Consider the following 20,165-nt stretch of genomic DNA (forward strand, 5'->3'; position numbering starts at 1 on the left):
ACGGCGCTAGGTTAGCAGACCTGTCTGGCACCGTCGGTGCGAAGTCGCTGTAAGCGCACTTTTTACAACCCTTTAGGCTGCTACGTGGCTATTTTGCAGCATGAGTAATTCAGTGTGCTGGCGCTTATTAATTGGTTTTGACCAGCTTGCCCTTGCCCGTTATCCGAATATCGGCTTGGCTAGGGTTGCCAGTATAATAGATGGTACTGGTGCCAGCATGAGTGCCGTTGAGAACTCCAGCTGTATTGAGATAGATAGCACCATCAGCATAGAACGAAAGGTCGAGGTAACAATAACTGGCTATGTGCAAGTTGGTGGCTAAGAAGCGGCCCAATCCGCCACCGCTTAGTAGTAGGGTGTTCGTTTGGCCATGCAGGCGATAATCGCCAAGCTCGTACTGGTCGATCCACAAATACTTGCTGTTGACGTCTAGATCAAAGTCGCCGGCGCCTTTGAGGTGCAGGAAAAGTGTATCGGCTTGGAACTGGCCTTCGGTGCGGATGTTGCCCTGGCCATACAGCGACATATCCGGCAACTCAGGCACGTGTAATGTTACTTCGTGCGGCACCGAGTAGCTGCGGGTCCAATTGCAAGTGCTTTCGTTGCTGACGTACAGGTGATTGTTGCGGACTTCAAGTTTCAGGTCCTCTTGCAAATGGGAACCGGTGCGGACCTCGGCGTAGGTGGTGGTGTCGGGCACCAGCGTGATGTTTACATTGTCGGTGGCGGTGAGTTCCTTGAAGGCTGTTAGCTCGCGTCGTTCGGTGGTTACGGGGCCGGCGCTTTTCAGGCAATCATTGTCTTGGCAGGATGTTAATGGCCACGCGAGCAGTAGCGCGCGTAAAACCCATCGTAGGCCGCTAACTTGCGGCGCATATCCAATCCGAATCATCATCTTACAGCCATGGAACTAAGCGGCAAGGTAGCCATTATCACAGGCGTCAGCAAAGGTATAGGGCGCGCTACGGCCGATGCCTTGTTGGCTAAAGGCGCCGTAGTGGCCGGCTGGGGCCGTTCCGCGCCGGAAGGTCTCACGCACGAGCGGTTCCAGTTTTTCGAGTGCGACATCCGCGACGAGACGTCGGTGCAGGAGGCGTGCATGAACACCCGGCGGGAACTAGGTGCCGAAATCCACGTGTTGGTCAACAATGCAGGTATCGGCAATTTCGGGCCTGTTGACGGCTTTTCTTCCGAAGATTGGCACGCCATGTTTGATACCAATGTGCATGGGCTGTTTTACTGCACCAAGGCGGTATTGCCTTACATGAAACAGCAGCACGAAGGCCATATTGTGAATGTGGGTTCGTTGGCGGGTACGGCGGGCACGGCCAATCTGGCGGGCTACTGCGCTACCAAGTACGCCGTGCGCGGCTTCTCCGATGCTTTGTTCAAGGAAGTACGGCCCGATGGCGTGCGGGTGACCTGTATTATGCCGGGCTCGGTGGAAACCAATTTCAACGGTGCTAACCCCGGTGAGGAACCGAACCCCCACATGATGCAACCCGAGGACATTGCCGCCGCCATTGTGCACGCGCTGGAAGCGCCATTCAGCGTCATGATTTCCGAAGTGCAGATGCGGCCTACGCAACCAAAGTAAAACCAGGAGGATAGCGCGAAGCTCCAGCTTCGCGTATCGTTGAACGATTCAAGCCGGGTGGTTGTGGTATCGTTCAGCATCAGCAACGATGTGTGAAGCTGGAGTTTCGCGCTATAGTATATGGTAGAAGTTCAACACTTAAGCAAAACCTTCGGCGCCCAAACGGCTGTGAACAACATATCTTTCACAGTTGGGAAAGGCGAGATTCTAGGGTTTTTGGGGCCTAATGGCGCCGGCAAGTCCACAACCATGAAAATGGCTACCGGGTATTTGCCGCCCTCGGCGGGCACCGTGCTCATCGAAGGCTATGATGTGCTGACGGCCCCGTTGGAAGTGCGCCGCCGCGTAGGGTATCTGCCCGAGCACAACCCGCTGTATCTGGACATGTACGTGCACGAGTACCTGGAATTTATTGGGTCGGTGCACGGCTTACGCGGCAGTGAGCTACGCCGCCGCGTGCCGCAACTCGTGGACAGAGTAGGCTTGGGGCGGGAGCAGAACAAGCAGATTGGAGCCCTCTCGAAAGGCTACCGTCAGCGGGTGGGGTTGGCCCAAGCGCTCATCCACGACCCTGGCGTCTTGATTCTCGATGAGCCTACTACCGGCTTGGACCCCAACCAGATTGGCGAAATCCGGAACCTTATTCGGGAATTGGGGCAAGACAAGACGGTCATCTTTAGTACACACATTCTGCCCGAAGTAGCTGCCTTGTGCAGCCGCGCCGTCATCATCAACCGCGGCCAACTTGTGGCCGACTCGCCGGTATCGGAGTTAGGGGCGCGTGCCAAAACCGAAACCATAATCCGCGCCGAGTTCGAGCAAGCCGTTGACACCGCCATGCTGCAAGCCTTGCCGGGTATTAGCCACGTGGAAGTGGAAAGCAGTAATACCTACCGCATTCGGGCCACTGCCGGCACCGACCAGCGCGGGGCTATTTCGCGGCTGGCCGCTCAGCAAGGGTGGGTACTGCTTGGGTTGCGGCAGGAAGAGCAGTCGTTGGAAAAAGTTTTCCAGTCATTAACGAAATAAGTTGCCTCAGCTAAACCGTCGTGCTTCGGCTCTGCGCAGCATGCTGGTCTTCATTATCAATTAGCACATCAGCCTCGATGTACGCCATACTTCGCAAAGAATTCAATTCCTTTCTCAATTCCCCAGTGGCTTATGTCGTCATTGGGGTGTTTTTGGTTGCCACGGGCCTGTTCGTGTGGGTCTTTCCTGATAGCTCGGTGCTTGACTACGGCTTTGCCGATTTGCAGACGTTGTTCAACATGGCCCCCTGGATCTTCCTGTTTCTGATTCCGGCCATTACCATGCGCACTTTTGCCGAGGAAAAGAAAGCCGGCACCATTGAATTGCTGCTTACCCGGCCGCTCACCGACGGGCAGATAATAGGCGGGAAGTACTTGGCTTGCCTGTTGCTGGCGTTGCTGGCACTGCTGCCTACCCTGCTGTATTATTATTCGGTGTACAGGCTCGGCAACCCCGAAGGCAATATCGATTCGGCGGCTACTGTGGGGTCTTATATTGGTTTGGTGCTGCTGGCGGCAGTTTTTGCAGCTATTGGCATCTTTGCCAGCGCCATCACTCGCGACCAAATCATTGCTTTTTTGGTGGCAGTGGTTGGTTGCTTTCTAGTGTACTCTGGCTTCGATTCGTTGGCGTCGGTTTTCGACGGGACACCTGCTTACTACATCGGTCAGCTCGGCATTGCCGCTCACTACCGCGACATCAGCAAAGGTCTCATCGACTCCCGCGACCTAACCTACTTCTTTAGCTTAATTATCGGGTTGCTTCTGGCAACCAGGCTGGTGCTGCAAAGCCGCAACTGGTAATCGCACTGCAAGCTGACCTGCCTTCCTGCCAGGAGAATTGATAGATACATAGTACAGAAAATAGTCTCTTGGCCCTACTGCGGACAAGGAGAGGGGGTAGGCCCCCGACAAGATATGCCCGAACAACAGCTTCCAAATCAATCCCGCAAACGCCGTGACCTGCTTCGCTTCTTGGCGGTAATCGGGGCGTTGCTGCTACTCAATTTCATTGGTCAGCAGTTCTTTTTTCGCCTCGATCTTACGCAGGAAAAGCGCTACACCATGTCGGCGGCCACCCGGCAACTGCTGACGGGCTTGAAGCAACCCATAACTGTGACCGTGTACCTCGATGGGGACTTCCCGCCCGCGTTCCGGCGCTTGCAGCAGGCCGTCCGCGAGACCCTCAACGAGATGCAGGTCTACGGTGGCAGCAACTTGAAGTACGTGTTCATCGACCCATCGGCGGCCGGCACCGAAAAGGCCCGCAACGAGTACTATGCCTCCCTGTTTAAGAAAGGGCTGACGCCGACCAACCTCGGTGCCAACGAAAACGGCAAACGGGTCGAGAAAATCATTTTTCCGTGGGCTACGGTATCAGCAGGAGGTAAAGAGCAGCAAGTGCTGCTGTTGCGCGGCAACCAAGCGGCTCCCTCCGATGTGCGCCTCAACCAAAGCATTGAGGGCTTAGAGTACGAGCTAGCCAGCGCTATTCGTAAGCTGAGCCCCGGTAAGCGCAAGCTAATTGGGGTGGTAGAAGGCCACGGCGAACTAAGCAATGCCGAAGCCGGCGACCTGATTGGCTCGCTTAGCCAGTACTACGACGTGTACCGCGTTGACCTGAGTAAAGTACGCGACCTACGTGCCCTCAGCGCCGTTATTGTGGCCAAGCCTGCCACGCCTTACACCGAACCCGAAAAATTCAAGCTCGACCAATTCATCACGCAGGGAGGCAATGCGCTGTTCTTCGTGGATGCCATGCGCGTCAACCTTGATAGCGCCGCCCGTACTGGCATGCTGTCTTTCCCGCAGCCCGTGGGCCTCGATGATTTGCTGTTCAAGTATGGCGTACGTGTCAATGCCGACCTGATTCTGGATCTTAATTCCGGCGTTATTCCACTCGTGACGGGCAAGGAGGGCAACAAGCCGAAGGTGGAGCCTATGCCTTGGCAGTTCTATCCGCTGGTCAACAACTTCAGTACGCACCCCATCACCCGCAACCTCGATGCGGTATACACCAAGTTCGTGGGCACCATCGACACGGTAAAAGCCACGGGCATCCGCAAAACGCCCCTGCTTTTCACCTCTCGCTACTCCCGGGTGTTGCCCTCGCCGGTGCCCGTCAACCTCAACGACGCGCGTCTGCAACCCGACCGGAAGCTTTACAAAGACAAGTTCAAACCCGTCGGCTACTTGCTGGAAGGACAATTTCGCTCGCTCTACGCCAACCGCGCCCAACCCGGTACCACGCAGTTTCAGCCCGCTACCTCGCCCCAAGCCAAGCCCTCCAAAGTGCTCGTCGTGTCGGACGGCGACTTTGTGCGCTCCGAGCTAGACCCCAAAACCGGCCGCCCGTTTCGCCTCGGCTTCGACCGGCTCGCCAACACCGAATTCGCCAACCGCGAGCTAGTGCTAAATGCCGTGGACTACATGCTCGACGAAAGTGGCCTTATCGGCGTGCGTAGCAAGCAAGTCACCTTGCGTCCCCTCGATAAGCTCAAGGTTATTGAGCAGCGCCGCAGCTGGCAGATACTGAATCTGGTGGCGCCACTGGTGCTATTAGGAGTATTTGGTGCCGTGCGCGCTTGGCGCCGGAAACGGCGCTATGCAGGATTTGGTGAAAAGTAGACTATAACCACCCTGATTCTGGCCAGTTCGACCAATGGGTGTTTGGTGCTAAGGTGGGCTGATAAAAACTCGTGTTGCCGGTGGCTAGCACTTTTGCCAACTGTTGCCACGTCTCGTAACTGCTAGGGCGGCTGTTGGTCCACTCTTGCAAGATATACTCACTGGTTGTAGCATCCTGAGACCGAATAGTAGCAGTAAGATCAGCAAGGCTCATACCCTGTAGGCCACCAACCTCTTTATTTAAGTTGTACGTGCGCTCTATATCTTCATCGGATAGAATATTTTGAGGCCCAACAGTAAAATCCTTGTGATGCCACTCATCCAGCACCATAATTTTCTTCAGGTGCTTCGGGATGGATTTATAGAGTTCTTCATCGGTTGCGCGGAATAAACCCTGGTGCTGCGTAATTAAAAGTCGGCCAACTTCCTCCCAATTGATACTGTTTGACTCTACTTCTAGTAAGTCAATTCCAGCATCTAGGTAGTTGGCTCTCTCATGACTTAAAGCAATAGGAATACCACGGACAAAGATTTCTGATGCCGCTGGATCTAACATCTCATCCAACGAAGCCTCCCTAAAAGAGTCTTCATCAATAGGAGATAAGCTGTAATAGTTGGTATGCCGGTTGTTGTATGTTTCTAAATTAATCAAGCAGTTGCCGTGATAATAAATCGATAGGTCGATCCAACCGCCACGAGGATTGAACCCTACTATCTCCGCTGCAATAGCCCATTCATCTTCACTGCGAAATAGATTTAGCCGTGTGACTATCAAATAAGAGTAACCTGCATTTAATGGCAAAAAACTGCAGTAATATCCATCGTTGGAATGGTCAAGTGCGTCAAGTATTTGCTGTTCTGAAATCATATCTAGCTTTTGGATAGTATCAAGTTTAACGCATCAATAAGCAAAAGTTTCGTGACATTCATGTGTATAAAAAATGCCCAATAGCAGCTGCTATTGGGCATTTTATGTATAGAGTTACAATCTGTTTTTCTTGAAGAATACTTTATTCCTAAGGCAGGACCTATTATAGCGTCACGTTGCCGCTGAGGCGGATGTCGCGGGAGGAACTGCCGACGAGTACGCCAAACTTGCCGGGCTCTAGTACCCATGCCTTCTTGGCTTCGTCGTAGAACTGGAAGGCGTTGGTGTCAAGGGTCAGCGTTACGGTTTGGGACTCACCGGGCTTGAGGAACACTTTCTGGAAGCCTTTCAACTCTTTTTCGGGGCGTTTCACGGAGGCTTGGTCGTCGTGCACGTATACCTGTGCCACCTCGGCGCCGGCTACTTTTCCAGTGTTCGTGACAGTAAACTTCACGGTGGCGTTTTGCTGGCCAGGCGTAACGGTTAGGTTATCGTACTTGAAGGTGGTATAGCTTAACCCGTAGCCGAAAGCATATTGTGGCTCCACTTTGTAGGTATCGAAGTAGCGGTAGCCCACGAAGATGTCGTCTTTGTAGTGCTCTACCACCGCATTGGGGTCAGAAGGGTTGTCGGTGGGGTAGTTACCGATTTTATGGGCTGGCGAATCAGCAAGTTTTACGGGGAAAGTCATGGGCAGTTTGCCCGAGGGGTTGACGGTCCCGAGCAACACTTTGGCAATGGCGTTGCCGCCTTCCATACCGGGGTACCACGCCTCTACAATGCCTTTGGCCTGCTTTTCCCACGCCGACACGTCTATCGGGCCACCGCCCATCAGCACCACTACAGTGTTGGGGTTGGCTTTGAGCACCGCTTGAATGAGTTGGTCTTGACCAAAGGGCATATTCATGTCAGGCTTGTCGGGACCTTCGGCGTCGTAGGCGTTGTCGTCCCATACGGCGTAGTTGTAGCCGTGCGTCCAGCCGCCTACCACGATGGCCACATCGGCTTTGGAAGCAGCATCCACAGCTTGCTGTATCATTTGAGCGTCGGCTTTTTGATTGCGGGCGATTTTGTAGCCTTGCACATAATTTACCGTCACGCCGCTGCCTAGCTCGTTTTTCAAGCCCTGCAAGGGCGTGATTTCGTACTTAGCTTTCACCTGCGAACTGCCCCCGCCCATCGAATTGGCCCGGTCAGCATTTTCGCCGATAACGGCAATGGTTTTGATAGAAGCCTTCTTGAGCGGTAGGATGTTGCCTTCGTTTTTGAGCAGCACAATGCCCTCCTCGGCCACCTTAAGTGCAGTGGCGGCGTGCTCTTTGGTGGCGTAGGCGCCAGGCGTGCGCTTAGCGCCTTCCATCATGTTGGTTTTATACATCACGCGCAGAATGCGGCGTACTTTATCGTCAATCAACTCCTCCTTCACCTTGCCACTTTTCACCAGGGTCACTACGGTGTCACCGAGAAAGAACTTTGGGTATACGGTGCTGAGCTCCACCTTTTTGGCCGGTCCACCCGCCGTCTGCGACACGGTTTGGTTCATTAGCAGCAGGTCGGTGCCCATTTCCATGTCGGTGCCGTTGTTGATGGCTTCCATCGTGCTATGCACGGCACCCCAATCACTCATCACAAAGCCCTTGAAACCCCACCGGTCCTTCAGAATCTTGTTCATCAGGTAGTCGTTGTGAGTGGCCCACTGCCCACGAAACTTGTTGTAGGAACCCATGAGCGTATAGACGCCCGCTTCCTGCACGGCAGCTTTGAAGCCTGGTAGATAAATTTCGTTTAGGGCCCGCTCACTCATGTCCACGTCAACCGTAGTGCGCTTGGTTTCCTGGTTGTTGGCCGCGTAGTGCTTCACACAAGCTGATACTCCTTGGTCTTGCACCCCCTTGATATAACCCACCGCCATGCGCGACACCAGATAAGGGTCTTCGCTCTGGTACTCGAAGTTGCGCCCGTTGAGTGGAGTTCGGATGATGTTGATGCCAGGCCCGAGAATCACGTCTTTGCCCCGGAACTTAGCCTCGCTTCCCAATACCTGACCATATGCGTAGCCTAAGGCCGGGTTCCAGGTGGAAGCAAGTGTGTTGCCGGTAGGCAAATACGTGCCGGCGTCGTTTGCGTCCTTGTCGGGAGTCCAGTCGCGGCCGAATTCGGGGCGTACGCCGTGCGGGCCGTCGGAGGAGGTGAACTCGGGGATGCCGAGCCGCTGCACACCGCCAGAAGTGAACGAGGAACTGCCGTGAATCATGGCTACCTTCTCTTCCAACGTCATCTTCTTGATGAGGGCGTTGATTTTGGCGTCGTTGGTAGTGAGGGCGGCCTGCTGGTTTTTCGTGGAAGCTTGGCTGGCCTGCGTAGCTGGTTTCTTAGCGGTAGCCGGCTTGCTTTGCGCCCACGTAGAGCTAGCCGTTAGGCAGCAAGTAGTTGTGCTGAGAAGTAAGAAAAAGTGATACGGTTTGAAATGCATACGAACTGTTTATGAGTGGGAATTTTTAAGCTGATTTCACGCAGAGTTTGTCAGGAGCAGGCCACAGTTCAACTCTAGAGCGTAAACCTTTGCGTAAAAAGTACAGTAATGTAAGACAACACGCAATTAAGATTGCGTGTTGTCTTATTTTATTGACTGCTAGTTGTGCTGAGCATGCTTTAGCAGCTCCAGTAAAGCAAACCTGAAATACGGTAGTGGCACAGCAAACCTCCTAGGTTTCATCTGAACTCTACCTAAACTAAGCAGGCGAAAAATTGTGGGGCTTGGCTAGAAAATAATATCCAAACGAACAACGCAGGAGGAGTGTACACTCGAAATGCATAGCTGTTGAAAGGTTTACTTTTAAGGTTAGCAGTATAAATTAATGCAGACCATTAGCTGATTTTATACGCTCTGAAAATATATTGTTCTTTGTAACAGAATAGTTTGAACCGGGTGCTTTCCTTGGATTTGTGTTAGGGACACGGGCAGCAGCTATTTAGTGGGAAATCCCTAGTAGGAAGAAAGTCAATTTTGTATTCTAGTACTTCTGCTTCTATACTAGCATTATAGGTGGTACTGCTGCGAAAAGGCGCTAAAAAACAGACCCTATTACCTATCTTTGTCTCCCTTCCCCCAAACACTTTCGACCCCTGCCTCTGTATGAAGTTCATCGTCTCGTCTTCCGCCTTGCTCAAGCAACTCCAGAGCATCAATGGCGTGGTCACGAACAATCCCGTGGTGCCGATTCTGGAGAACTTCCTCTTCGAGATTGAGGAAGGCAAGCTAACGATTACGGCTTCTGATCTGGAGACCAGCATGATAACGGAGCTGCCCGTGGAAGCCCGCGAAGCCGGCCGTATTGCGGCCCCAGCCCGCATCTTGCTCGATACGCTCAAGAACCTGCCCGACCAGCCCGTAACCTTTACCCTGGACGAGGAAACCTATACCATTGAAATTGCTAGCAGCAACGGCCGCTACAAACTAGCAGGCGAAAACGCTACCGATTTCCCGCGCGTGCCCGTGGTGAAAGGCTCTACGCCGATTGAAATTCCGTCGTCGTCGTTGGCTCGGGCTATCAACAAAACCATCTTCGCGGTGAGCACCGACGAGTTGCGCCCGGCCATGACCGGCATCTTGGTGCAGCTAGCCGATAGTCAAGTAACCTTTGTGGCTACCGATGGTCACCGCTTGCTGCGCTACCGCCGCTCCGATGTAGGGGCTGGCCAAACCGCCAACCTGATTATTCCGCGCAAAGCCTTCAACTTGTTGAAAGGGGCCTTGCCATCCGAGGCAACGCCCGTAAAAGTAGAGTTCAACAACTCCAATGCGTTCTTTAGCTTCAACCAGATGCGCCTCGTGTGCCGCCTGATTGATGAGCGGTACCCCGATTACGAAAACGTAATTCCGGTGAGCAACCCCAACAAGCTCATTATCAGCCGTCAGGAGATCCTGAACTCGGTGAAGCGCATCAGCATCTACTCCAATAAGACCACCCACCAAGTGCGGCTGCGCCTGGCAGGTTCCGAACTGACCGTTTCGGCAGAAGATCTGGATTTCAGCAACGAAGCCAATGAGAAACTGCCTTGCCAGTATGACGGTGAGGACATGGAAATTGGCTTCAACGCCAAGTTCCTGCAAGAAATGCTGTCCAACATTGACTCCGAGGAAATCACCTTGGAGCTAAGCACTCCCAACCGTGCGGGCTTACTGATGCCGACTCTGGCCGACGACAACGAGAGCATTCTGATGCTGGTAATGCCCGTAATGCTCAACAACTACGTTTAATAGCGCATTTATTCATTTGTTAAATGGCTGGTCGTTCTTGCGGCCGGCCATTTTTCTGTTTAGTAGTTTTGCAACTTCATCGAGTAGCTGAAACACCAAGCAGCTATTCACTCTCCAACCATTCGACATGAAGAAATCCGAAATTCGTTTCAGCATCGCCCTCGACGACCAGAAAGTACCCGAGGCCATCAGCTGGACTGCCACCGATGCCGGCCCTGATATTCACTTTGCCAAGGCCATCAACATCGCTCTGTGGGACCGTGACGAGCGTGGCACCATGAAAATCGACCTTTGGACCAAGGAAATGCCCGTAGATGAAATGAAGCGTTTCTATGTAGATACAATGGGCGCCATGGCCGAAAGCATTATAACAGCCACTAACGACTCGGTAATGGCAACCAAGATGCGCAACCTGTGCAAGGAGCTCATGAATCACATCGACGAAGAGGAACGCAAGCAGAGCTAATCTGTGGGTGCTATGCGCGTAGCATAAGCACTACGTAGTACCAACAGAAAGCCCCATCTGCGCGTCGCAGATGGGGCTTTCTATTATAACTTGGCCGAAAGAAGCTTTCTAGCGAGTTTGCTTAGGGGCTGGATTACGGGCCGGGGCAATAGTTGCACCGCTGCTAGCTGGCGATGGGTTTTGCACCGACTTCACAAAATTTGAGTTCACGTTAGACGTACGCGAAGCATAGTCCCGGTCGTACTTGCGATACGTGGAGCGAGAGTCGTAGTAATTGCTGTATTGATCGTTGGAAAGAACAGCTTGCAGTTCTTTATCCCGCTCTTTGCACACTACGTCGCACTGCTGCGTAATAAGCTGGTTGTTGCCAGCATAGCGTTGCTCGATAGCGGCCATTTTAGCTACTTTATCCTCGTTGATGGCTCGCAGGCGGGTAGACTGGTACCCATTCAAGCGCAAGTCGCGTGCCATCTGGTCGGATAGACGCTTAGCGCGTTCCTGTACCTGCGTTGTACGCGGCGACGCCTGAGTTTTATCGGCAGGAGCGAGGGATGGCTGTTGCTGAGCCTGAATGCTAAGTGTGCTAGCAAGCAGCAGTAAGGCGAGGGCAAGTTGCTTTCTCATCGGTCGATATATCAATATGAAGTTGAAAAAGAAGACATCCAGCTTCTTACAGATAAATTGTAAGCTGCCGGATGTCTCTTCCTAACGAAAAACAGTGCCAAGGAGTTTATTGCATGTGCTGAGTTTCTTAAGAAAATAATTACGCAAGCCGCTTAGACCTTGCTAGCTACTTGTTAGAACCTATTTTTCCACATCATCGACTCCACTGGCCTGTCGGTGCGGTCGTTGTATTTGGCGTTGGCTTTGCGGTTGTAGAAGGTCTCAACGTCGCCTTGCACGGTGAAGTAAATGAGCTGGCCTACCGGCATACCGTGGTAGACCCGCACCGGCATCGACACACTAATTTCCAGGGTCCAGTGGTTGCAGAAGCCGATGTCGCCTTTGCCGGCCGTCGCGTGGATGTCGATGCCGAGCCGGCCGACGCTGCTTTTGCCTTCTAAGAAAGGAACGTGGGCGTGGCTTTCGGTATACTCTTCAGTGACGCCCAAGTACAGCACGCCGGGTTGCAGCACAAAGCCTTCGACGGGAATCTCGAATTGCTCTATCTCGTTGTGTTTGCGGGCATCCAGCACGGCGTCGCGGTAGGTGGCGAGGTAACGGCCCAGGTGCACATCATACGAGTTGGTGCCAAGACAAGTGCGGTCATACGGCTCAATAATGATATTGCCCCGCTCAATTTCGGCGAGAATCTGCTGGTCAGTCAGGATCATAAGGGATGGAGTGCAGAGGTATTAAGTGTTCTCGTCCTCGTCTTCGTAGCGGTCTTCGGGTAAGGCGTTGGTAGAGCGGCGCGTAGGAGGCGTACCCGTTTGGCGGCCCTGGTCGTCGGCAAGGGCGTCGAGGCGGTTGCGCAGATCAGGCAAAACGCTGGTAACTAAGAAGAGCAACAGCAACACCGAGGCGCCAGACAGCATCAGAGTCAAGTAGTCCACCCAATCGTGCTCCACGGCTTTGTCAAGCGTTCTTGAACTGGCTGTAGGAGTAGCGGCGTTAGCTGACACTGGGGGAGCCGGATCTTCGGGCGCAGTAGTTAGGGGGCATCTACATCGGCGGGTGGTACAGCAGCCCCGTCAGCAGCTAGTTCATCGGGAGCGGCATCTTCGGAGGCGTTGAACTGAGCGGCACTCTGCTGAATAAAGCGCTCCAATCCCCGGATAAGGGATACTCGCTCGTCGCGAGGCAGCACTCGGACAAAAAACTCGAAGTTCTTGTCAACCAAGATACTGCGCAGCTGCTTTTCAAACTCGGTTAGGTCGGTGCGGCCGCGGCCGAAGCGGTTTTTGTACCGCTCCGACACGCCGTTGTAGTTCTGAAACAGTTTTTGCAGATCAGCCCGGCCGTCGAAATCATTGAAATCTTTACGGGCCTTCGCTGTGCGTAGCGAGACTGGAAATTTGCGCCGCGTAAACGACTTGTCGTACACGGTTTCCATGGTCCGGAAATTCAACTCATCAACGGTGCGGTCGAACAAGCGTTTGTTGGCTGCGGCTGCCGATTCCGTCTGCGCCCGGAGTAGATAAGGTGTTGCAAGCCATAAAACCAGGAATAGCGGCAGAAAGAGTCGAAGTCGAGGCATAGAGGCAAGTAGGTTTAGCGGCAAAGGTAACCGCTGTTTCCCCTGGAATCTACTGCCAGCGCCAATTTGATGGCTTCTATGTTTGAATTTATTCTTGGTGTTTAGCAACAGAGTAAGCGTTATTAATACACTAATTAACATTTCAAATTAATCTTCTAGACTATTCTGAAATATGTTTCAATTAAATACAAACTGATATAATTTAGATGCTTATAATAAAAAGGCCTACCTATTTTATATTAGTAATTGCACGGTAAATTGTGATTATTATCTACAATAAAAATGAACAATGTTCATTATTTATTTTTACAGATGGCAAGTTTAAATAGGTACTAAATGAGGGGTGATAAAGCTGCTATATATGGCTGTGGCTTTATTACTAAATTGTTAGCAATAGGCTTTTTAGCTTCTGTGAATTGGATAAATATAATTTGCATTATGTAAAGCTTGTTAAACTATTTTAATGTTAAGCGCAAATTATATTCTTCACTGAACTATATAGGCGGTAATGTTATTAGTGTCACTTGATATTGCATGGCTAAATTTGTTGCCTGTTTCTTCATAGGCTTCTTTGCTTGTAGTTTCTGGGTGATTTCAAAACAACATTTTGCGTTTTAAATGAAGAAAAAATTACTTGGATGTAGTGGCCTGTTGCTGCTACTGCCATGCTTTTCCTTTTACACGGAAAGTATCAGCGATTCTTCTCTCTGGCGGGTGCCATTCGCTCAAAACACAGAGGAGGCTTTTGAAACGGGTGTGAAGTCCGAGTACTCCAGCGGATCGGTCGCGCTCAACACAGGTAGCTGGACGCTCAATGATGCCGTGCTAGGAAATACGGCGGCCGACCACAAAAACGGAACCCAAGCAGTGCGCCTCCAGCAGGGAGGAAGCCTGACGATGGAGTTTTATCTGCCTACAGGCGCCTCTACCGTAACTGTGCAGCACGCCGTGTATGGTGCCGATGCGAGCAGCAGCTGGGAGCTTTTCGCCCAATCGGAGTCGTGCAACTGCAACAAATGGACGAAGGTGGGCTCGACCGTGCTGACCACTTCTTCTACCTTGCAGGCGGCGGCCTTTACCGTCAATATTTCGGGCCGCGTTAAGTTCGAGATTCGTAAAACCTCTGGTGGCAAGGCTCGCTTAAACATAGATGATTTTGCTGTCACGGAGTTTGGGGTAGCGCAGCCTTCCCTCGACAACAGCAGCCTCGCGCTAGGCAATCCAAGCGGTGCTGTTACGGATGCTAACAGCCCCAACAACTACTTGCTGGTAAAGCCGCAGTTCACGATAGGCTACGACCGTGACCAAGGCAAGCCCAACTGGGTAAGCTGGCACCTCGACATTTCGGACCGCGGTGCGGCCGACCGCCAAGACGACTTCCGCAACGATACGGCGCTACCAACAGGCTGGTATCAAGCGCAGTCGAACAGCTACAATGGCAGCGTGACAGGGTTTGACCGGGGCCACAACTGCCCTTCGGCCGACCGTACCTCGTCGGTGGAAAACAACTCCGCTACGTTCTTCATGACGAACATGATGCCGCAGTCGTCGAAGAACAACCAGGGGCCTTGGGCTGATCTGGAGGATTATACCCGCACTTTCCTGCCGGGCAACGAGATGTACGTCGTGTGCGGTAGCTACGGAAAAGGGGGCATTGGTTCAACGGGCGTGCGCTACGAGACGCTGGATAACGGCCGCATTACGGTGCCTTCCGACTGCTGGAAGGTTATTGTTATTCTGCCGGTTGGCGACAACGATGCGGCCCGCGTGAATGCCAACACTCGCGTCATTGCCGTGAACATGCCCAACATCAACGACATCAATCCGAATTGGGGCACTTACCGCACTACGGTTGATGCTATTGAGGCAGCTACTGGCTACGACTTGCTGTCGAACCTGCCGATTGAAGTGCAGAATGCTATTGAGTCGAAAGTCGACAATGGCCCGGTATTGTAAGGCCACTTCCTTCCAGATTTTCTCAACGACATCATCGTCTATATGACACAGTTTTATAAAGCTGCTCGGAAGCTTGGATACTTGCCGTCCTTCCTAGTGTGCTTGTTCTTTTTCAGTGCCCAGCTCAGCTGGGGGCAAACAGTACCTTACCCGCTTGCGGGCGGAACGTACACAGAGAGTTTCAATACTATTGGTACTGGCTCTGCTACTTCCACTACTGGCTGGTCGAGCAATTTCGCTTCGGGTACCGGAGCGAATCGTTTCAGCGTGGCCACAGCTATTGCCCCATCCACGTTGCCGAGTGCGAATACGGTATTTGTGAGTGGTAGCTCCGGTGGGGTGCAGAAGGGTACTGAGGCGATTGTACTTCTAGCTACTGGTGCAACACCTGAGGGTTCAAGCGCCGCTGCTTTTGATCTGAACCTGGATTTCACCGCGAGTGCCGCCGGCAGTATTTCGCTGGATTGGGCCGAGGTAGATAACACGTCAGGGAGTCGCCAGGCAACGTTCAAGCTTCAAACAAATACTGGGACCAACGGTGCCTTCGTCGACTTGCCTGGCTCCACAGTGCTGATTACCAACTTTGTCGCAACGAAAGGTAGCTTGACGGCCTTGCCATTGCCTGCCGCTTTTGCGAACAAAGCCGACGCTAAAATCCGCTTCTATATAACGAATGTAGGGAGCGGTGATAACTCAACCCGTACAGGCAGCCGTCCGAAAATCAGCCTTGATAACATTGTGGTTTCTACCGGCACGGGTACGCCTACGCCGACGAATAGCATCACTACTACATCGTCGAGCTTCAGTAGCCCATACTGCGTGACGGCTACTACCGGCAGCACCCCTTTCAACGTTGCTTATACAACGACTGGCACCGTTACGGGTACATTCAAAGCGCAGTTGTCGAATGCTTCGGGTAGCTTCGCTACTGGCACCACATTCATTGGGGAAGGAACTAGTTCGCCTATTTCGGCTACTATTCCGGCCAGCACGGCCAGCGGTACAGGCTATCGCGTGCGGGTAATAAACGAAGTAGCGTCCATCAACGGCACGGATAACGGCACTAACCTGACCATCAATCTTGGTTCGGCAAGTAATACGGTAGCCGTGACGCCAACAGCAACCCAAACCATTACGCTAACGGGCTCCGGCACTACCTTGAACGCCACGGCCGCTACAGGCTCTACTTTTACCTGGCAATACGGCACAAGTGCTACTGGTCCTTTCACTACAACGCTTGCTAGCGCTACTGGTGCTACCTACCAGCCTAAGGGCGCGGACTTCGGCGCGGCGGGCACCTATTATGTAGTAGCCAACGCAAGTGCCACTACGCCTTGTGGCCCGGCTACTGGTAAGAGCGAACCGGTTGCTATTACTGTGTCGGTGCCGCAACCAGAAATTACCACTTCGGTGACAGCCGTGCCAGCTTTCGGTAGTACGGTAGTAGGTGCTGCTTCTGTGGCGAAGAGCTTCACGGTGAGCGGTACCGGTCTTACTTCAGCGCTGCTTGTTACGCCGCCAGCCGGTTTTGAAATTCGTACGGGCACGCAGCCGTTTGCTTGCTGTGTTATTCAGCTCCAACCAAACAACGGCACCGTCAACCCAACTACTATTGAGGTGCGCTTTGCTCCGACAGCAACACAACCGTATCAGGCTACTATTCCGGTAACCAGCACAGGTTTTCCAGGGCAATCCGTAGCGGTAAGTGGGGTTAGCTCGACGCCCGTATATCCGGCCACGGTGAGCACAGCGGCCCTAACCAACGTGGCGCCAACAAGCGCTACCACGGGTGGCACCATTGAGCCCGATGGCGGCAGTGCTGTTACAGCACGCGGTGTGGTGTGGGCCAAAACGCCAAACCCGGTGCTAGGTGCTTTGAAAACAACTGACGGTGCTGGCGCCGGAACATTTGCCAGCAGCATCACAGGTCTGGTGCCTGGCACCACCTATTATGTGCGGGCGTATGCTACCAACGGTGCAGGAACAACGTACGGCGAAGAATTCACTCTGACTTCTGTGGAAGTGCCATTGGCAACCGAGCCAACGCAGTCGGCAACATTAGTAGCTAGCCAAGTCACTGGCACCTCTATTCAGTTGGCTTTGAACGGCGGCAACGGAGCCAAGCATTTGGTGGTAGCTCGCCTCGGTGGGCCCGTAGACGCACTTCCTGTTGATGCTACTACGTATGCAGACAGCACGCTGTTCGGCAAAGGAGCCGTGCTCGGTACCGGCAACTACGTGGTATACGCGGGCTCCAGCGACACAGTGTTGGTTAGTGGCCTACGACCCAACACAGCGTATTCTTTTGCTGTTTTCGAGTACACCGACAACAACACGGCCTACGCGGAAAACTACCTAACCACGTCGTCGGGTACGTTAAGCAAAACCACGTCAGCACTGCCAGCGACGCTGTTGCTAGAAGAAAATTTCGACTACACGGCCGGCGCAGCCCTGACTTTAAACAACTGGACAGCACATAGCCCGGGCACCAACCCCATCACCGTTACGTCGGGTGGTTTAAGCTATGATAGTTATAGCGCCAGCGGCATCGGCAATGCAGCAGCGCTGAAAACCAGCGGAGAAGACTTGAATCGGAAGTTTAGCGCGGTGTATGCCCGCACGCCGGTGTACGCTTCGTTTCTGGTGAAAGTAACTAGCGCCAACACAGCCGGTGACTATTTCTTCCACTTAGGTACCGCCACAACAAACTCCAGCTTTTACAAAGGCCGGTTATATGTTCGTAGCAGCACAGCTGGTAAAATTCAGTTTGGTCTCAGCAATAACACCACTCCTGGCCCCGAATACTCGACTACCAACTACGACGTGAATGCCACCTACTTGCTAGTGGTGAAGTACGGGTTCGATGAAACGGGCAACACAGCGCAGTTATTTGTCAATCCTGCTTTGAATGCCGAGCCAACTGTTGCGGAAATTGAATCCAAAGAAACGGGCAGTTCACCTTCAGATATCGGTTCTGTTGCACTGCGGCAAGGCAGCGCATCAAATGCGGCTCAATTGACAGTTGATGGTATTCGGGTAGGCAATTCTTACCGAGTAGTGCGCACCGGACTTACCTGTTTGCAGCCGGAGCCGGCCTTCACTGCAATTACCGTGTGTGTGGGTGCAGCCACTGCCTTCAGCAATACTTCCAAAGTCGTAGAAAACAATGCCACCTATTCTTGGGACGTAGACGGCGACGGCAAAGAGGATTACAACACCAAAAACGTTTCGCACATCTACGCCGCAGCCGGTACTTATCCGGTTACGCTGACCATCAAGCAAGGCGCTTGCTCCGATAGCTACACGCAGCAAGTAACGGTACGTGCTCTGCCAACCGTGGCCCTGAGCGGCACTGCAACCGTCTGCGCGGGTACTAGCACAAAGCTGGCTCTGCACCTGACCGGTGTGGCACCTTGGACCGTGAAATACTCGACCGATGGCGGCACCACCTCTACTGCGCTAACAATCAATGCTGGTGAGGTATTAAGTGTCGGTGATTATCTGCTGACAGTGAGCCCAACGGCTACTACCACCTACACGTTGGTAGCCGTATCGGATGGCAACTGTGAGGGCTTGGCTCCGAAAGGCTCGGCCACCGTGACGGTCAATACCGTGCCAGTGCTTGCGCTGCCGACCATTCCGGCCACCAACGCCACGGCAGGTTTGCGCGGTGCTTCGGTTGCCTTCGTTGCTACGGCTACGGGCAGCACGCCAGCACCAACTATCACGTACTCGATTGTAAATAACGGAGTCGTAACACCCATCAAGTCGCCCTACGTCTTCCCATTGGGTACGACCACGGTAACGGCAACGGCCACCAACGACTGCGGCACCACCTCGGCTATTTTCGCCGTGACGGTGCAAAGCCCAACTACCATCAGTGTACTGCACCAAAACGCTGACGGCATAGTGGCGAACAACGTTATCAAGCCTAACCTGCAACTAGTAAACAACAGCACCGCAGCCATTCCATATTCGGAGTTGCGCGTGCGCTACTGGTTGACAGCCGAGGACTTCGCCACAATGGTGGCTACAATTGACTATGCGCAAGTAGGCACCGGCGCTGTAAAAGCGCAGTACGTACCCCTTACCGAGCCTGCAAAAGGTGCGGCAGGTTATGTAGAATACTCGTTCACTGCCGCAGCTGGCACGCTGCCGGCCGGTGGAAACTCAGGGGCTATCCAGTCGCGCATCAACAAGCAGACGCAAACCAACTTCAACGAAGCCGACGATTATTCTTATGCTGCCACCAGCACGTATCTGAAGAACGAGCGCATCACGGTGTACCGCAACGGGGAACTGATAGGTGGGGTAGAGCCAGCGTTGGAAACGTCTGTGACGAAGCTAGTAGCGTTGTCGCAGAACAGAGAGAAGAAAGCCACTTCCAACACCATCAGCACCTACTTGCAACTGCGCAACGAAGGCAATACAACCATTGCCTACAAGGACCTGACGGTGCGCTACTGGTTCAGCCCGGAGGGTACGCAGCAACTCAATTCGTACCTGGATTTCGCCGCGCTTGGAGCAAACAATGTGCAAGTAACCTTCGGCCAAGCTGGCAGCCAGACCTATGCCGAACTGCACTTTGCTGCTGGACTTGGCAACTTCTCGCCGCTCAGCACTACTGGCAACATTCAGTACCGTTTGGCGAAAGCAGACTGGTCTGATTTCAACCAAGCCAATGACTTCTCGTACCAAGCAGCCGCAGCAACTTTAGTTGAAAACGCGCACATTACGGTGTATGTTCAAGGCCAACTGGTTTATGGTCAGGAGCCAACAGGTGCTACGCAAACCAGTGCCCGCAGCCAAAACGCTACGGCACTGGCTACCAGCCCAGCGGCAACTGCTTTAACTAGAAATGAAGTCAGCAGCTACCCGAATCCGTTTGCGGGTCGTACCACCATCGCCTTCACTGCCGCGCAAGCTCAGAACTACCAGCTCGACGTTTACGATATGCAGGGCCGCTTAGTGCAGCATCTGCAAACCGGCAAAGCCCAAGCGGGGCAGTTGGTGCAGGTAGACTGGCAAGCCGGCAGCGCTCCGGCCGGCGTGTACATGGTCCGCCTGACCACTGGCACTACCGTACAACAGCTTAAGTTGGTTCTTCAATAAGCCTAACTTCAACGTCACAAAAAAGCCGGCCCTAGTTAGGGTCGGCTTT

At 53.1% G+C, this 20,165-nt stretch carries 15 protein-coding genes; 8 read left to right on the forward strand and 7 right to left on the reverse strand.

Features of this window, described 5'->3' with window-relative positions; genetic code table 11:
* Positions 1–127: 127 nt before the first annotated feature.
* Positions 128–895 (reverse strand): GIN domain-containing protein, encoded by a 768-nt coding sequence (locus MUN86_RS08415; protein WP_245124082.1) that lies wholly within the window; start codon positions 893–895, stop codon positions 128–130.
* A gap of 9 nt (positions 896–904) precedes the next feature.
* On the opposite strand from MUN86_RS08415, the gene MUN86_RS08420 reads away from it, so the two are divergent.
* From MUN86_RS08420 to gldG, 4 genes are all read left to right on the forward strand, one after another.
* Complete coding sequence (locus MUN86_RS08420) at positions 905–1,597, forward strand: SDR family oxidoreductase (RefSeq protein ID WP_245124085.1); 693 nt, start codon at positions 905–907, stop codon at positions 1,595–1,597.
* Between the two features lie 120 nt (positions 1,598–1,717).
* On the forward strand, positions 1,718–2,626 hold the full coding sequence (gene gldA / locus MUN86_RS08425; RefSeq protein WP_245124088.1) for a gliding motility-associated ABC transporter ATP-binding subunit GldA: 909 nt from the start codon (positions 1,718–1,720) through the stop codon (positions 2,624–2,626).
* Between the two features lie 77 nt (positions 2,627–2,703).
* Positions 2,704–3,429, forward strand: coding sequence for a gliding motility-associated ABC transporter permease subunit GldF (gene gldF / locus MUN86_RS08430; RefSeq protein WP_245124091.1), 726 nt, complete (start codon positions 2,704–2,706; stop codon positions 3,427–3,429).
* A gap of 114 nt (positions 3,430–3,543) precedes the next feature.
* Positions 3,544–5,253, forward strand: coding sequence for a gliding motility-associated ABC transporter substrate-binding protein GldG (gene gldG / locus MUN86_RS08435; protein ID WP_245124094.1), 1,710 nt, complete (start codon positions 3,544–3,546; stop codon positions 5,251–5,253).
* Between the two features lies 1 nt (position 5,254).
* On the opposite strand, the gene MUN86_RS08440 is transcribed toward gldG, so the two are convergent.
* Positions 5,255–6,121: a DUF7003 family protein gene (locus tag MUN86_RS08440; protein ID WP_245124096.1), complete on the reverse strand. Its 867-nt coding sequence runs from the start codon at positions 6,119–6,121 to the stop codon at positions 5,255–5,257.
* A 163-nt stretch (positions 6,122–6,284) separates the two neighbouring features.
* A complete protein-coding gene (locus tag MUN86_RS08445) occupies positions 6,285–8,594 on the reverse strand; it encodes a glycoside hydrolase family 3 C-terminal domain-containing protein (RefSeq protein WP_245124099.1) in 2,310 nt (769 codons plus the stop codon).
* Between the two features lie 663 nt (positions 8,595–9,257).
* Here MUN86_RS08445 and dnaN point away from each other — a divergent pair.
* Both dnaN and gldC read left to right on the forward strand, forming a co-directional pair.
* Complete coding sequence (gene dnaN / locus MUN86_RS08450) at positions 9,258–10,382, forward strand: DNA polymerase III subunit beta (protein ID WP_245124101.1); 1,125 nt, start codon at positions 9,258–9,260, stop codon at positions 10,380–10,382.
* A 127-nt stretch (positions 10,383–10,509) separates the two neighbouring features.
* Entirely contained in the window at positions 10,510–10,848 is a 339-nt protein-coding gene (gene gldC / locus MUN86_RS08455; protein ID WP_245124104.1) for a gliding motility protein GldC, read from the forward strand.
* Between the two features lie 108 nt (positions 10,849–10,956).
* Here gldC and MUN86_RS08460 read toward each other — a convergent pair whose 3' ends face one another.
* The 4 genes from MUN86_RS08460 to MUN86_RS08475 form a co-directional block, all read right to left on the reverse strand.
* Positions 10,957–11,472, reverse strand: a complete 516-nt coding sequence (locus MUN86_RS08460) for a DUF4890 domain-containing protein (RefSeq protein WP_245124107.1) — start codon at positions 11,470–11,472, stop codon at positions 10,957–10,959.
* A 173-nt stretch (positions 11,473–11,645) separates the two neighbouring features.
* Complete coding sequence (dcd, locus tag MUN86_RS08465; RefSeq protein WP_245124110.1) at positions 11,646–12,182, reverse strand: dCTP deaminase; 537 nt, start codon at positions 12,180–12,182, stop codon at positions 11,646–11,648.
* 21 nt (positions 12,183–12,203) lie between these two features.
* A complete protein-coding gene (locus MUN86_RS08470) occupies positions 12,204–12,473 on the reverse strand; it encodes a hypothetical protein (protein ID WP_245124112.1) in 270 nt (89 codons plus the stop codon).
* Between the two features lie 29 nt (positions 12,474–12,502).
* The gene (locus MUN86_RS08475; RefSeq protein WP_245124115.1) at positions 12,503–13,048 is read right to left on the reverse strand and encodes a hypothetical protein; all 546 of its coding nucleotides are present in this window, start codon (positions 13,046–13,048) and stop codon (positions 12,503–12,505) included.
* Positions 13,049–13,666: 618 nt separating this feature from the next.
* Here MUN86_RS08475 and MUN86_RS08480 point away from each other — a divergent pair.
* Both MUN86_RS08480 and MUN86_RS08485 read left to right on the forward strand, forming a co-directional pair.
* A complete protein-coding gene (locus MUN86_RS08480) occupies positions 13,667–15,004 on the forward strand; it encodes a DNA/RNA non-specific endonuclease (RefSeq protein ID WP_245124117.1) in 1,338 nt (445 codons plus the stop codon).
* A gap of 42 nt (positions 15,005–15,046) precedes the next feature.
* Positions 15,047–20,116 carry a cellulose binding domain-containing protein gene (locus tag MUN86_RS08485; protein WP_245124120.1) on the forward strand — a complete coding sequence of 1,690 codons (5,070 nt, stop codon included), beginning with the start codon at positions 15,047–15,049 and terminating at the stop codon, positions 20,114–20,116.
* Positions 20,117–20,165 lie beyond the last annotated feature (49 nt).

Origin of the sequence: Hymenobacter volaticus (assembly GCF_022921055.1) — a bacterium.
Taxonomy (GTDB): Bacteria; Bacteroidota; Bacteroidia; order Cytophagales; family Hymenobacteraceae; genus Hymenobacter; species Hymenobacter volaticus.

Excerpts from the sequence above, each read along its gene's own strand:
- MUN86_RS08460 (WP_245124107.1), bottom strand. The coding sequence starts at position 11,472 with ATGAGAAAGCAACTTGCCCTCGCCTTACTGCTGCTTGCTAGCACACTT.
- gldF (WP_245124091.1), top strand. The coding sequence starts at position 2,704 with ATGTACGCCATACTTCGCAAAGAATTCAATTCCTTTCTCAATTCCCCA.
- MUN86_RS08445 (WP_245124099.1), bottom strand. The coding sequence starts at position 8,594 with ATGCATTTCAAACCGTATCACTTTTTCTTACTTCTCAGCACAACTACT.
- MUN86_RS08485 (WP_245124120.1), top strand. The coding sequence starts at position 15,047 with ATGACACAGTTTTATAAAGCTGCTCGGAAGCTTGGATACTTGCCGTCC.
- MUN86_RS08440 (WP_245124096.1), bottom strand. The coding sequence starts at position 6,121 with ATGATTTCAGAACAGCAAATACTTGACGCACTTGACCATTCCAACGAT.
- MUN86_RS08420 (WP_245124085.1), top strand. The coding sequence starts at position 905 with ATGGAACTAAGCGGCAAGGTAGCCATTATCACAGGCGTCAGCAAAGGT.
- MUN86_RS08475 (WP_245124115.1), bottom strand. The coding sequence starts at position 13,048 with ATGCCTCGACTTCGACTCTTTCTGCCGCTATTCCTGGTTTTATGGCTT.
- MUN86_RS08415 (WP_245124082.1), bottom strand. The coding sequence starts at position 895 with ATGATGATTCGGATTGGATATGCGCCGCAAGTTAGCGGCCTACGATGG.
- dcd (WP_245124110.1), bottom strand. The coding sequence starts at position 12,182 with ATGATCCTGACTGACCAGCAGATTCTCGCCGAAATTGAGCGGGGCAAT.
- gldG (WP_245124094.1), top strand. The coding sequence starts at position 3,544 with ATGCCCGAACAACAGCTTCCAAATCAATCCCGCAAACGCCGTGACCTG.
- gldC (WP_245124104.1), top strand. The coding sequence starts at position 10,510 with ATGAAGAAATCCGAAATTCGTTTCAGCATCGCCCTCGACGACCAGAAA.
- gldA (WP_245124088.1), top strand. The coding sequence starts at position 1,718 with ATGGTAGAAGTTCAACACTTAAGCAAAACCTTCGGCGCCCAAACGGCT.
- MUN86_RS08480 (WP_245124117.1), top strand. The coding sequence starts at position 13,667 with ATGAAGAAAAAATTACTTGGATGTAGTGGCCTGTTGCTGCTACTGCCA.
- dnaN (WP_245124101.1), top strand. The coding sequence starts at position 9,258 with ATGAAGTTCATCGTCTCGTCTTCCGCCTTGCTCAAGCAACTCCAGAGC.